Raw genomic sequence first — 13,115 nt, forward strand, 5'->3', positions numbered from 1 at the left:
ATGCGGATGCAGTCGTCCATCCACCTGGCACGCCCTGTCTTTGCGCTGTGCGTCGCGTTCTCGCTGCTGCTGCCGTGCGTCACGCAGGCGCAGGACCCGACGCGCGAGGTGCTGCCCGAGCAGAAGCAGGCGCGCGCCTTCGTTTCTCCGACCGGCCTCGCGCGGCTGGGTTCGCGCATGCTCTTCACGGCCTTTCACGTGGACACGGGCCAGGAGCTCTGGAGCACCGACGGCACCACGGCCGGCACCTTCCTGGTGAAGGACATCCACCCCGGCTTCCGCGGCGCGTTCCCGACCTGGCAGACCCGCTTCGGTCCGCATGTGTACTTCACGGCCACCGACGGCGACAGCGGCCTCGAGCTCTGGCGCAGCGACGGCACCGCCAAGGGCACGCAGCGCGTGGCCGACCTGAACCCGGGCATGGCCGATGCGTTGCCATCCGAGCTGACCGTGTGGCGCGACGCGCTCTACTTCGTCGCGAACGACGGCAGCCATGGCTTCCAGCTCTGGAAGACACAGGGTGACGCGCAGAGCACCCGGCGCGTGTCCTCGGTCGACGCCGGACCCGGTACGGTGGTGCGCCAGCTCACAGCGACCGGCCGCAGGCTGTTCTTCACCGCGACCAGCCGCGCGCAAGGCCATGAGCTGTGGGTCACCGAGGGCACGCCGGAGAGCACGCGGCTGGTGAAGGACATCCGGCCGGGCGCCGAGGATGCCGGCATCGCCAACCTCACGGCGCTGGGCGACGAGGTCTGGTTCACCGCGAGCGACGGCCAGCACGGCATCGAGCTCTGGAAGAGCGATGGCACCGAGGCGGGCACGGCGATGGTGAAGGACATCCGGCCCGGCGAGGCCTCCTCGCGGCCGGCGCATCTCACTGCCGTCGGGCGCACGCTGTACTTCGCCGCCGAGGACGGCGCGCATGGCATCGAGCTCTGGAAGAGCGACGGCACCGGCAAGGGCACGGTCCTCGTGAGGGATGTGCGCGCCGGCGCGGCGAGTTCGGTGCCCGGGCCTCTCGTCGCATTCCGAGGCCGGCTCCACTTCGCGGCCACCGACGGCGAATCGGGCGTGGAGCTGTGGACCAGCGATGGCAGCGCCGCCGGTACGCGGCTGCTCAAGGACCTGGGCCCCGGCCCGGGCAGCGGCTCGCCCGCTCGCTTCGCGGTGGCGGGGCAACGTCTGTGGTTCTCGGCGAACAACGGCGTGCACGGCGTGGAGCCCTGGATCACCGACGGAAGCACGGCAGGCACGCGCCTGGCTGCCGATGGGGCGCCAGGGCCGCGCCATGCGATGCCGCTGGGCTTCGTCGAGCTGGGCGGCGCCGTGTTGTTCGTGGCAGGCGACGGACTGGGCAACGAGCGCCTGTGGTCGGCGAAGCCGGGCGCACGTGCCGCAACGCTGATCGGCGATCCGCTCAGGGAACGCCTGCGCTGAAGCCGGCACAGGAATCCAGCGCCCGCTGCCAGGCGGCAGCAAGCGCCGGATGCGCGGGGTCGTGCCCCGCGCCCTGCACCAGTTCCAGGGTTGCCCAAGCGCCGAGCGCCTGTGCCAGTGCCTGAGCCCCGTCGGGCGGGCACAGGGCATCCTGGGCACCCTGAACGATGTGGACCGGCACAGCAGCTGGCGCGGCCGCGCAGCGTTGCAGCAGCGTGGGATCGTCGAGCCAGCATCCGTGACGCAGGTAGTGGCTCATCACGCGGTAGCGCGGCACCAGCCCTCGCAGCCAATCGGCGTCGTCTTCGGGGACCGGGGCATTCGAGCCCGCGAGGCGCTGTTCCCACGCGAACCAGCACTTCGCCGTCTCGCACTGCTGTTGCGGCGTGCCGCCGGCGAAGATATCGGCGAGCAGAAGCGGCATCGGGCAGTGCCGTTGCCGGGCCAGCTCCCACAGTGCCTGCCAGCCCGGGCCGCCTTGGTGCGCGGTGCCGGCGAAGAATTCGCGGACGTCGCTGTCGCGCGAGAGAAAGGGATTGCGCAGCACGAGGCCGGAGACGGCCTGCGGCTGGTCCACCGCGTGCACCAGCGCGAGCGTCGCACCCCAGGAGCCGCCCGCCACCAGCCATTGCGCAATGCCCAGATGCGCGCGGAGAAGCCGCAGGTCGGCGAGCAGGTCGGCCAGCGTGTTCGACGTGATGGCGCCGGCAGGCGTGCTGCGGCCCGCGCCGCGCTGATCGGGGCAGATGATGCGGAACCGGTCCGGATCGATGCCGCGGCGCAGCGCGGGCGAACACCCGGAGCCTGGGCCGCCGTGCAGCAGCAGCAACGGACGCCCGCGTGGATTGCCATGCTCCTCGACGTGCATCCGGTGCCCGCCGCCGAGCTGCAGGCCATGGACCTTCGTCATCCGAGCGCGTTCTCGTCGCTGCGAAAGACGAGCTGGCCGGCACGCCTCGCACCGGGCACGAAGCGGATCGGTGCGGCGTCGCTGCGAAGATCGGTCGCGGCATCGACCATCGCTTCGACCTCATGATGGTGCGGGCTGCGCGGGCACACCGGGTCGGTGGCGGCCGCATCGCCGGTCAGCAGGAACGCCTGGCAGCGACAGCCGCCATGGTCCTGCTCGCGGTGCTCGCAGCTGCTGCAGGTGGGGCTCATCCAGCCGGTGCCGCGGTAGGCCTGGAATGCGGCGCTGTCCTGCCAGATGTCGCGCACCGGATGCTCGCGCACGTTCGGAAAGTCGAGGCCGGGCAGCATCCGGGCGCTGTGGCACGGCAATGCCACGCCGTCGGGCGCCACCACGAGGAAGACGCTGCCCCATCCCGCCATGCAGGGCTTGGGCTTGCCCTCGGCATAGTCGGGCACCACCCAGAGAATGCGCATGCGGCCCTCCAGGCGCGGCCGGTGCGCATCGACCACGGCCTCGGCCTGCGCGAGCGCGGCGCGCGAGGGCATGAGCATCTCGCGGTTGCGCCACGCCCAGCCGTAGTACTGCACGTTGGCCAGCTCGAGGAAGTCGGCCTCCATGGCCTCGGCCATCCGGACGATGCGATCGACATGCGGCAGGTTGTAGCGGTGCATGACGCAGTTCAGCACCATCGGATAGCCGAGTTCCTTGATCGTGCGCGCCACGCGTTGCTTGAGATCGAAGGTGCGCGTGGAACTCAGGAAATCGTTGAGCTCGCGGCTGGAATCCTGGAACGAGAGCTGGATGTGGTCCAGGCCGGCCTGGCGCAGCGAGGCGGCACGCTGCGGCGTGAGGCCCACGCCGGAGGTGATCAGGTTGGTGTAGTAGCCCAGCTCGTGCGCCGCCGCGACCAGCTCGCTCAGGTCCTCCCGCAGCAGGGGTTCGCCGCCCGAGAAGCCGAGCTGCACGGCACCCATGGCACGCGCCTCGCGGAACACGCGGATCCACTCCGCGGTGCCGAGCTCCTCACGATAACGCGTGTAGTCGACCGGATTCGAGCAGAAGGCGCAATGCAGCGGGCAGCGGTAGGTCAGCTCGGCCAGCAGCCACAGCGGTGGCCTTGCGCCTGCGTGCTGGCGCTCACCGGATCCAGTGGCGTCCACGAGCCTGCTCCAGGAATTCGAGCACGTCGGCGTGCAGGTCGGCTTCGCCGAAGGTGCGCTCCAGGTCGGCCACGAGATCGGCGACCGCCGTCCGGCCGTCGCAGCGCCTGAGGATCTCCGCGGCCGGCATGTTCAGCCTCACCATGCCTTCGGGGAACAGCAGCACATGGCACTGCTGCGTCTCCTCCCACTGCAGCCGGTACATCGTGGAAAGCGCGGGCTGCGCGCTGTCGGTCCATGCGGTCATGGCTGCTGCTCCTTGGGGAGGTTGTCGGGATACGCTTTCTCGATCGCGTCCAGCATCGCCCAGAGGATGTCGAGCTTGAACCCGAGGATCTGCAGCGCGCGTTCCTGTCGCTCGCGCGTGGTGCACCATTGCTTCGCCACCTCGAGGCCGTGCTCCACGTCGCGGTCGGCCAGAGGGATGCGGCTGCGGAAGTAGTCGAGCCCGGAAGCGTCGATCCACGGGTAGTGCGAGGGCCAGCCGGCCAGGCGGTCCTGATGGATGCGTGGCGCGAACATCTCGGTCAGCGATGAGATCACGGCCTCCTGCCACGGCGCGTGGCGTGCGAAATTGACATACGCATCCACCGCGAAGCGCACGCCGGGGACCACGAGCGCATGGGAGTCCAGCGTTTCGCGCCGCAGGCCGGTCGCCAGGCCGAGCCGGGTCCATATCTCGATGCCCCCGGCGTTGGTTCCTTCGTGATCGCCGTGGCCGTCGTGGTCGAGCATGCGCACGATCCAGCGGCGGCGGGTCCCGCGGTCGTCGCAGTTGGAGAGGATGGCCGCATCCTTGATCGGAATGCGGCACTGGTAGTAGAAGCGGTTCGCGACCCAGCCGCGAACCTGGAAAGGCTGCAGCTCGCCCGCGTTGAGCCGTCGGTTGAAAGGGTGCCGGCTGTGATAGCGCGACTCCATGGCCCGCAGGTGCGATTCGAAGACATCGGGCGGCCACGGGGCCTGTTGTTCCTGCTCTTGCATCTGCATCATCCGGTCAGACCTCCAGCTCCATGCCGTCGAACGCCACTTCGATGCCGCGCCGCGCGAGCTCGGCACGCTGCGGACCGTCTTCATCGAGGATGGGGTTGCTGTTGTTGATGTGGATGAGAACCTTGCGCCGTGCCGCGCAGCCATCGAGCGCCCGGAGCATGCCGGGTCCTCGGGGGCCGTCGCATTGCGGCAGGTGGCCCATGTCGGCGGCGAGCTTGCGGCCCAGGCCCGCTGCGACCATTTCGTCCTCGGTCCAGAAGGTGCCGTCGATGAGCACGCAGTCGCAGGCGTCCAGGTACCCGCGCTCGGCATCGCCCACCTGTGCCATCCCCGGCGCATAGAGCAGCCTCCGGCCGCTGGCGGGGTCTTCGATCTGCACCGCGGCGTTGTGGCCGGCGGCTGCGGCCTGCCGGCGGGGCGAATAGGGCGGTGCCTTGCCGGGCACGGGCAGTGCCCGCATGCGAAGGCCGGCCACCTCGTGCCACGCGTCGCCGTGCGGGGCAAGGGGCATGGCATGCCAGCTCACCCCGCAATAGTTCTGGAGGGCCTTCAGCAGCGGCAGGCTGCTGCTGAGGTCCTCGTGCGTCTCGGGTGTGCAGTACAGCTGCAGCGTGCTGCCTTCGCGCAGGCTCAGCAGGCCCGTGACATGGTCGATCTGTGAATCCATCAGCACCACCGCCTCGATCGGCGAGTGGCGCAACCCGTGGCGCGGCCAAAGGGCCGGCGACGCGCGCAGCTGGGCCCCCAGGTCGGGCGACGCGTTCAACAGGAGCCAGCGCTCTCCATCGGCCGACACCGCGATGGAGCTCTGGGTGCGGGGGCTGGCCCGGATGCGCCCGGCACGCTGGCCTGCACACAGGCGGCAATTGCAGTTCCATTGAGGAAAGCCTCCACCCGCTCCCGAACCGAGAACCAGAATCTTCATGGGGAAAAAAGAAAAGGCACCGGCGCGGAGCCGGTGCCTGGGTGACCCGCGCTCAGCGGGTGGAGATGTACATCGTGATCTCGAAGCCGAAACGCAGCTCTTCGAACTCAGGCTTGCACCATTTCATCGTATTGCTCCTTCACTGGTTGGGGGATTGAGGACGGAATCAGTACACGACAACCTTGCCCGTCGGGCGCGGGCTGTGGCAGTCGTTGTAGAAGTATTCGCCGCGCGTGTCAAAGGTGTGGGTCGCGGATTGGCCCGGCGCGAGCCTGAAGTCGAACCTGCCTTCGAAGAACTGCGTGGCGCAGTGCGTGTTGGCGTTGGTCGCCGGATTGGTGAAGGTCACCGTGGTGTTCACCGGCACGCGCATGAAGGTCGGCGTCATCGCGTTGACGGCCGTGGACTCGGCAGTGCCGGGCTCGTTCGTCGCGGTCTGCACGCGCGCGAGGAACACGGTGTTGGGCGTCGGCAAGGCGGCTCCTTCCACCGGATCGCCCGACACCGGCCGGCGCACCTCGGGCGGCTGCGGCGTCGGCGCGGGGGCCACGGTGCCGCCCACCTTGAAGGCCCACAGGTAGTCGCCGCGCGGTGCCGAGTTGCCGTAGGGAATGCTCGTGCCGCCGGCGAACACCGCGATGTATTGCTCGCCGTCGATCTCGTAGGCCACCGGGCTCGCGCTGATCGCGGCGCCGGTCTGGAAGCGCCACAGCTCGCTGCCGTCGCCCGCGTCGAGCGCGAGCAGGTTGCCGTCGGGCTGGCCGATGAACAGCAGGTCTGAGGCCGTGCTCAGGATGCCGTTGCCGTGCGCGAGCGAGTAGGGCATGGGCTTCTTCCACTTCACGAGGTTGGTGGAGGGGTCCACCGCCACCACGGCGCCGGTCATGTAGGTGCCCGGCGGGCGCAGCCCGTTGCTGGCCTCGGACAGCGAATGCGCCGCGGACACATAGCCCATGCCGGTGTAGACCAGGCCGGTGCGGGGGCTGAAGGACTGGTGGTTCCAGTTGGCGCCCCCGCCGTGGCCCGGGATCGACAGCAGCGGAATGTCCCAGTGCGCATCGAACAGGCAGCCCTTGAGGTAGTTGGGCACGGCGCGGTTGGGATCGCCCGGGACCGCGGTACCCAGCGGCTGGTCCACGATGCAGGTCTCCGTCCATGCGCCCTGGCGCGGGATGGGCTGGGTCGGCCAGCTGGCCTGGCGTGCGTCCTGCTTGACCGGCATCTCGTCGATGCCCAGCGGCGCGCTGCCGTCCTTGCGATCGAGGATGTAGTACATGCCGGTCTTGCTGCCGTAGATCACGACCTTGCGGTCCTCGCCGGAGATCTTCACGTTGGCGAGCACCGGCGACATCACGTTGTCCATGTCCCAGATGTCGTGGTGCACCGACTGGAAGTGCCACTTGTATTCGCCGGTCTTGAGGTCGAGCGCGACGATCGAGTTGGCGAACAGGTTGAGCCCCGGCCGCGTGGACCCGTTCTGCGAGGAACCGCCGCGCACGTTGCCGAAGGTCCAGTACACCAGGCCCAGCTCGGGGTCCACCGCAGGGTGGACCCAGGGCGTGGCGCCGGTGCGGTCCGATTCGGGTGCGCCGCCCCATGTGTCGTAGCCCCGCTCGCCTGCGCGCGGCACGCCCCAGAAAGTGGTCAGCACCTTGCCCGTGGTCGCGTCGGCCGAGAAGGCAGCGCCCCGGTTGCCGTCGTTGGTGCCCACGTACAGGCGCTTGTCGTGATAGACCAGCGCCACCTTCTGCACCGAGCCCTGGTAGTCGGGGTCGGTGGTGCTGCTCGGGTACTGCTTGATCCAGACGACCTTGCCCGTGTCCTTGTCGAGGGCGATGAGCCGGTTGCCCGTCGCCACGGTGTAGACCAGTCCGAGGTCCTTCGCCACCGCCACGCCGCGGCGCGTGATGGCGCCATAGGGCGTGGTCCATTTCCATTTCGTCACGCCCGTCTTGCCGTCCACGGCGATCAGGTTGCCGACCGCAGACTCGATGTAGAGCACGCCATCGACCACCACCGTGGTGCTCTGGTTGTTGCCGGTGTTCGTTCCACCTTCGATGCGGTTGACCCATGCGCCGCCGAGCTGGCCCACGCGTGCCTTGTCGATCTTCGCGAGCCGCGAGTAGTTCTGGTTGCCGAGGTTGCCGCCGACCTTCGGGAAGTCGCTGTCGCCCGCGGTGCAGCAGTCCGCGAGATCCGCCGCCGCGGGGCCGGGGCCGGATGCGGGCGGTCCGGGCGGAGGCGCGGAAGGGCTCGGGGCGGGCGCCGGTGCAGGCGGCGGCGAGATCCAGGGCAAGCTGCCGCCGGAGTCGCTGCCGCCGCAGCCCGCGAGCAGCAGGGGCGAGGTGATCACGCCGCAGGTCAGCAGCATCGCTGCCATCGATTTGAGTCGCATGATGAAGGTCTCCACTCCAGGTTTTGGTTGTCTGCGATACGAAGGAGGCGCCGAACCACCACGTGCATGTCATGCACGCGGGGCTCGCTGTCGTTCGAAAGGGAAGGGACTGCCGACTACGGCGTGGTGCAGAACGGGGTCAGGCCCATGGCCGACTTCACGCCCTGGACCACCAGCTTCTGGAACACGTCCGCGCCGGGTCCGGTGGAATTCGCGGTGAACGAATGGTCGTTGTGGCCGAGGGTCGTCAGCCATGCGCGGCCACCGTCGTAGTACTGGCACCAGGCCACGGGATGGAAGTCCGCATGGCCCGGGTGCGGCGCGGAGGTCAGCGGCTTGAGCGTGGAGGTGTCGACCTTCGCGATGAACTTCACCTTCGTCGGGAAGGGCGCGAGGTTGTACCACTCGTCTTGGAACGTGAAGCGCTTGGGCAGGTCGGCCGTGGAAGGATCGTCGGCGACGATCTCCACGTCGCCCGAGCGGTTCGGCCCGTGGTTGTAGAAGTTGGCGTTGCCCAGCAGGCCTTCGTAGTAGGGCCAGTTGTATTCGGCGCCGAAGGCGTTGTGCAGCCCCACGAAGCCACCGCCGCGACGCATGTAGTTGCGCAGCGCGGTGCGCGCGGCGTCCTGGCTCGTGGTCACCGCGCCGTTCCACAGCGTGTCGCGGTTCGAGCTCGCGAAGATCACGGCCTTGTAGTTGTTGATGCGGCTGCCGAGCACCGACACGTCCTCGGTCCAGTCGGCCGTGATGCCCGCGTCCTTGAGCATGCGCACGAGCCCCGCCTGCATCACGTTGTCGGGGTTCATCGTCGGGTTGAGACCCGTGCCCATCGGCGTGCCGAGGTTGGCGTGGCGCGGGCCGGCCGTGCGCGAATAGATCAGCACGCGATCAGGCGTGGAGGCGAAGGCGCCCCAGTCGTTGTAGCACTTCGGGTCGGTGCCCCTGCAGACGTTGTAGTACGTGTCGAAGCTGTCGTCGGGCGCTTCGGCGACAGGATCGGTGGGATTCGAGGGCGTCTGGCCGGCAGGCGCCGGCTCGGTCGGCGTGCTCGAGGGCGCAGGTGCGGCCGCGACAGGAACGGGGACGAAGCCCCCACCGCCGCCGTCGCCACCGCCGCAGGCGGCCAGGGTCAATGCAAGGATCGCGCTCGACGCGAGACCGAGAGTCAATGAAGGGGCTGATTTCAACGAAGTCTCCTTTTTGTGATCTGAGGCCAAGATCGCGTGAGCGCGCTCTGCCGGAATGTGTCGACTGCCCCTTGCTGGCCGGCGGGAGCAGACGACGGCGAACGGAAGCGCCGGCCCATGGAAACAGGAAAGGACGCTGCTCTTGGCTCCTGCATGCGAGCGGGCAGCAGCAGTCCACTCTCCCGACACGCGGGAGGTGCTGACTCAGGAAGCAATGAAGACGGAACGCGCGAGCGAGCTCAGGACGGCGCGTTGGGCACGCGCCGGAGATCGTGTGCGGACGGTGGACGGAACAGTGGCACGGATCGACTCCAGAACAGGCGGACGAGGGCGTTCAGGCCCGATGGAGAAAGATCATAAGCAGGATTGGAAAGTATTTCCATAATAGAAATCCCTTCCTTTTGCTTTTGGAAGTCGCCCTTGCAGTCGCATTCATTCGCCGGCACAACCGGCCTTGCACGAGATCAGAAGCGCCGGCCAAGCCGCAATGGACTGCCGAACAGCGAAGAGCCTCGTTAGTGCCGCTTGGGGTGCTCGCGGCTGACGGGTCGTCTACCAGCGGCTCGAAGAGCCAGGAACCGTACTTGTTCGATGCACGTCATGTCCCTTCAGCGTGCAAGTTTGCGGGCGGGAGGGCGCAGCACCTTCTTGCCGGCCGCGCGAGCCTGGAGGTAAGCCTCCGCCTCCTCCCAGGCAACCGATTCACCCGTGCGCTTCAGTGCGGCCCACCGCTTTTCGGCGGTTCGATCCAGCTCATCGATCATTTCGCTGCGCTCGACCATCTCGAATATGGCTTCCAGGATGAACGCATGTGAAGACTTTCCCGATCTCGCAGCTGCCGCCGCAACGCGGGCCATCAGGTCTTCTTCAATTCGAATGGTGGTCGTCGACATGTGCTGGTGGACCTCCTGTGTCGGATCGAGGCAATGTAGCGGCCTTGGAGCATCTCGGTCGCCGGTACTCATCTCGTACGAGCGGGTCTGGCTCTGGAATGGAGGGCCCGGGCGGTTGCTGCGCATCGGGGGTACGCAGCGCGGACAGCTGCAGGGAATTCCCCACTTCTTGCACTGGCTCGAATCTTCTTCCCCTCGCACGCGGATGCGATTGGTTGAGCTGTTCCGGCTCCAGAACGCAGTGATCGCAGTCCGCTTCACGCAAGCGCCTGGCAGCGAACTTGCACCACAGACAAGGTCGATGGGCGATGGAGGCGATCGCTCGTCGTGACGAGCGATCGGCATGTAGCCCGGGGGGAGGGGCGCTGTTGCGCACCATGCAGCAGTTGAACCGGCGGGCCAGCGGCGAAAGACTCGGCGCTCCGTTTTCAACCTTCATCATCATGTTCCTTACCTCGTTTCGATCATCCGTGGCGCGCCTGATGTGTCTGGCGGGCGCGCTCGCGTGCGCCGGCGCGGTCTACGCACAGTCTTCCGGTGCGGCACGCGCGGACGCACGTTCTTCGGCCGGCTCTCCCATGACGCCGGAGGCGGTGCACTGGCCCACGCGACCGGTGCGCCTGGTCGTGGGTTTCGGCGGCGGTTCTTCGCCCGACTTCGTGGCGCGGGTGCTCGCTGAGCCGCTTGCCAAGCTGCTGGGCCAGCCGGTGATCGTGGAGAACCGGCCCGGCGCCAGCGGCAATATCGCGGCAGATATCGTCGCGAAATCCACCGACGCGCACACGGTCGGCATCCTCATCAACGGCAACATGACCATCGCCAAGGTGCTGAATCCGTCCATCTCCTACGACCCGCAGAAGGACCTCGTGCCGCTGAGCATCATCTGCACTGCGCCGCTGGTGCTCACCGCGGCGCCGCAGGTCGCGACGATGGACGCGCGGGGCTTTCTGGATGCGGCGCGCGCTGCCGGCAGCAAGTGGAGCTACGGCACGCCCGGCATCGGGACGATCGGCCATCTCGGCATGGAACTCCTCAAGGCGCGCACCGGTATCGGTGCGGTGCACGTGCCATACCAAGGCAACCCTCAGGTTGTGACAGGCCTGGCCAGTGGCGAGCTGCAGCTCGCCTTGCTGCCGCCGGGTCTTGCCGAGCCTCAGGTCAAGGCCGGCAAGCTGCGTGCGATCGGCGTGACTTCATCGCGCCGATCGGCACTTGTTCCGGACTATCCGAGTCTGCAGGAGGCGGGATTGCGCGACTTCGAACTGGAGATCTGGACGGCCGCTGCGGCTCCTGCCAGCCTGCCTGCGCCGATCGTGCGTCGTCTGAACGAGGCGCTCGCGGAGATCGTTCGCTCGCCCGAGGTCCGTCAGAAGCTTTTCCAGCACGGCTACGAGGCCGTGGGCATATCGGGCGATGCGCTGATCAGGAGGGTGAAGGCCGACACAGCAGCCCTGACCCAGATCATCGCGAGCCGGGGCATCAGGCTCGAATGAGAGGCACAGCGATGACGTCAGAAAACCGCCGCGCCGACGGCGCACCTGGCGAGGCCTTGCACACTGCTCGGGGTCCAGATCATGCGGACACGATCCTGCAGTCATTGCGCGCCGAGCTCGATGGGCTGGACCGCAGCCTGCTTGAAACCCTCAGGCAGCGGCTGGACTGCTGCTGCCGCATCGGCCTGCACAAGCGCGACCACGCCATACCGATGATGCAGCCCCAGCGCATCGGCGTGGTGCAGGAGCGTGCGGCCGCCTTCGCCGCGGAGCACGGCATGAATCCCGAGTTTCTGCGCACACTCTACGAACTCGTCATCACCGAGACCTGCAGGCTGGAGGACGAGATCATCGGTACACCTGTCGCGCCTGCGTGATTGCCGGCATTGGTGCAAGAATTTCGAGACGCAAGTCTGCGCGCGGCAAACGATCGCAGCAGGTATCAGAACTGCCCCTGTCCATCACCCGTGCGGTCGTGCACCCAGCGCATGGCCTGTTGCTGGGTGTGGCGCATCGCCTCGGCGCGGGTGGCGTAGGCGATCTCGTCCGTGTCATTGGGCAGGCGCGTCTCGACCGGGCGTGGGCCAGGGCCCAGGCAGACCACCACGGGCTCGAAGCAGCCGCTGCCCACCGGCCTTGCGCTGAACTCGAAGCGCCACCCCGATAGATGAAAGGCAGCCGTTCAGGGTCCGCGCGCTCGGGCTCTTCAATGCCGGTTCTCATGATGTGAAGCCGAGGGCGCAGCACCGGCGCCTCGGCGGCCGGGTCTCGCGATGTGGCGGGAGCTGTCGCCGCGCAAGTTTTGCTGGATATCGGTAAAGCATGCGGAATTCCTGGTACTGCCGGGTCAAGCGGGTGGCGTGGCAGACGCTTGCGCCGTCGACCCGGGGCAGCAGAAGGTCATCGTTCACGCCATACGCGCTCTCGCGTCCTATTTCGGCGCTTTCGTCGGCTTTGTCGGCCCCACGGCTGCGTTAAGCAGCGCATCGGCTGCGCCGTCGGCCGGGACCTCGCCCGAACCGAGCTCGGCGCCAGTCAGCGGGTCGCCGTCGCGCATCGATTGCGTGCGCGCCGCCATCTGCTGGAGCACCGGCACTTCCTCGTCCGAGAGCTCGACCGTCGCCAAGTCATCTCCGCCGCCCACAGGCGCGGAATCCTGGGTCATGGGCATGAAATCCCACTTCTCGCCCTGGTTCCAGGGCCGCGCAGCTCCGGCTCGCCCCTGGACATGCGGAAGTAGACACTGGTGAAGCGCGGATCACCCGGCAGCTTGCCCGGCGGGAAGTTGGGCGTGATCGCATAGAGCGCCTTCTCGAAGGACTTCTGGTGAGCGATCTCGCGCGTCATCAGAAACCCGAGGGCCTCCTACACGCCGGGATCGTCGGTGAGATTGATGAGGCGCTCGTAGACGATCTTGGCCCGCGCCTCGGCCGCGATGTTGGAGCGCAGGTCGGCGGTGGGCTCGCCGATGCTGTCGATGTAGGCGGCTGTCCAGGGGACACCCGCGGAGTTCACGAGGGCCGGACCGCCCCCTTAGAGCACCTGCGTCAGATGGCTGTCGTTGCCTGCGCCGGTGATGCTGCGATAGAGCTCGCCCTCCACGGCGCCAGTCTGTTCTGGCGCTCGGCCGCGAAGCGGCACTGCCTGAGCACCTCGACAAGTCCGGCCCTGGCCAGCAGGGCGCGCGTCTGAGCAATTTCCGCCTGCAAGCGCAAGCGC

The 13,115-nt window shown here is 67.9% G+C and carries 13 protein-coding genes and 1 pseudogene; 3 read left to right on the plus strand and 11 right to left on the minus strand.

Translation table 11 applies throughout. The annotated features are described in order from the left end of the window. Positions 1–1,437 (plus strand): ELWxxDGT repeat protein, encoded by a 1,437-nt coding sequence (locus ACTJLF_RS19855; protein ID WP_440883774.1) that lies wholly within the window; start codon positions 1–3, stop codon positions 1,435–1,437. Here ACTJLF_RS19855 and ACTJLF_RS19860 read toward each other — a convergent pair. The 9 genes from ACTJLF_RS19860 to ACTJLF_RS19900 all read right to left on the minus strand — a co-directional run bounded on the left by ACTJLF_RS19860 (position 1,418) and on the right by ACTJLF_RS19900 (position 9,903). Further along, positions 1,418–2,347 carry an alpha/beta fold hydrolase gene (locus ACTJLF_RS19860; protein ID WP_354327811.1) on the minus strand — a complete coding sequence of 310 codons (930 nt, stop codon included), beginning with the start codon at positions 2,345–2,347 and terminating at the stop codon, positions 1,418–1,420. The two genes, ACTJLF_RS19855 and ACTJLF_RS19860, sit on opposite strands and share 20 nt — an antisense overlap. Continuing rightward, on the minus strand, positions 2,344–3,510 hold the full coding sequence (gene pqqE / locus ACTJLF_RS19865) for a pyrroloquinoline quinone biosynthesis protein PqqE (protein WP_354327812.1): 1,167 nt from the start codon (positions 3,508–3,510) through the stop codon (positions 2,344–2,346). The genes ACTJLF_RS19860 and pqqE overlap by 4 nt, the downstream gene beginning before the upstream one ends. Continuing rightward, positions 3,488–3,757 carry a pyrroloquinoline quinone biosynthesis peptide chaperone PqqD gene (gene pqqD / locus ACTJLF_RS19870; protein ID WP_019657435.1) on the minus strand — a complete coding sequence of 90 codons (270 nt, stop codon included), beginning with the start codon at positions 3,755–3,757 and terminating at the stop codon, positions 3,488–3,490. The genes pqqE and pqqD overlap by 23 nt, the downstream gene beginning before the upstream one ends. Further along, positions 3,754–4,503 carry a pyrroloquinoline-quinone synthase PqqC gene (gene pqqC / locus ACTJLF_RS19875; protein WP_354327813.1) on the minus strand — a complete coding sequence of 250 codons (750 nt, stop codon included), beginning with the start codon at positions 4,501–4,503 and terminating at the stop codon, positions 3,754–3,756. The genes pqqD and pqqC overlap by 4 nt, the downstream gene beginning before the upstream one ends. 4 nt (positions 4,504–4,507) lie before the next feature. Continuing rightward, positions 4,508–5,428: a pyrroloquinoline quinone biosynthesis protein PqqB gene (gene pqqB, locus ACTJLF_RS19880; RefSeq protein ID WP_145759943.1), complete on the minus strand. Its 921-nt coding sequence runs from the start codon at positions 5,426–5,428 to the stop codon at positions 4,508–4,510. Positions 5,429–5,480: 52 nt separating this feature from the next. Further along, the gene (gene pqqA, locus ACTJLF_RS19885; protein ID WP_019657501.1) at positions 5,481–5,555 is read right to left on the minus strand and encodes a pyrroloquinoline quinone precursor peptide PqqA; all 75 of its coding nucleotides are present in this window, start codon (positions 5,553–5,555) and stop codon (positions 5,481–5,483) included. A gap of 39 nt (positions 5,556–5,594) precedes the next feature. Continuing rightward, the gene (locus ACTJLF_RS19890; RefSeq protein WP_126186093.1) at positions 5,595–7,823 is read right to left on the minus strand and encodes an outer membrane protein assembly factor BamB family protein; all 2,229 of its coding nucleotides are present in this window, start codon (positions 7,821–7,823) and stop codon (positions 5,595–5,597) included. Positions 7,824–7,939: 116 nt separating this feature from the next. Further along, on the minus strand, positions 7,940–8,992 hold the full coding sequence (locus ACTJLF_RS19895) for a ThuA domain-containing protein (RefSeq protein WP_260310637.1): 1,053 nt from the start codon (positions 8,990–8,992) through the stop codon (positions 7,940–7,942). A gap of 626 nt (positions 8,993–9,618) precedes the next feature. After that, positions 9,619–9,903, minus strand: coding sequence for a ribbon-helix-helix protein, CopG family (locus tag ACTJLF_RS19900; protein ID WP_354327815.1), 285 nt, complete (start codon positions 9,901–9,903; stop codon positions 9,619–9,621). Positions 9,904–10,385: 482 nt separating this feature from the next. Here ACTJLF_RS19900 and ACTJLF_RS19905 point away from each other — a divergent pair, with 482 nt between their 5' ends. Together ACTJLF_RS19905 and ACTJLF_RS19910 are read left to right on the plus strand one after the other, a co-directional pair. Further along, positions 10,386–11,396, plus strand: a complete 1,011-nt coding sequence (locus ACTJLF_RS19905; RefSeq protein WP_416492131.1) for a Bug family tripartite tricarboxylate transporter substrate binding protein — start codon at positions 10,386–10,388, stop codon at positions 11,394–11,396. Positions 11,397–11,407: 11 nt separating this feature from the next. Continuing rightward, on the plus strand, positions 11,408–11,773 hold the full coding sequence (locus ACTJLF_RS19910; RefSeq protein WP_354327816.1) for a chorismate mutase family protein: 366 nt from the start codon (positions 11,408–11,410) through the stop codon (positions 11,771–11,773). Positions 11,774–11,838: 65 nt separating this feature from the next. Here ACTJLF_RS19910 and ACTJLF_RS19915 read toward each other — a convergent pair whose 3' ends face one another. Both ACTJLF_RS19915 and ACTJLF_RS19920 read right to left on the minus strand, forming a co-directional pair. Continuing rightward, positions 11,839–12,027 (minus strand): hypothetical protein, encoded by a 189-nt coding sequence (locus tag ACTJLF_RS19915; RefSeq protein ID WP_354327817.1) that lies wholly within the window; start codon positions 12,025–12,027, stop codon positions 11,839–11,841. Between the two features lie 300 nt (positions 12,028–12,327). Then, positions 12,328–12,995, minus strand: a pseudogene (locus tag ACTJLF_RS19920) (manganese catalase family protein); the annotation flags it as partial. Positions 12,996–13,115 lie beyond the last annotated feature (120 nt).

It is taken from the genome of Variovorax sp. 22077, from assembly GCF_052044195.1.
Taxonomy (GTDB): Bacteria; Pseudomonadota; Gammaproteobacteria; order Burkholderiales; family Burkholderiaceae_C; genus Variovorax; species Variovorax atrisoli.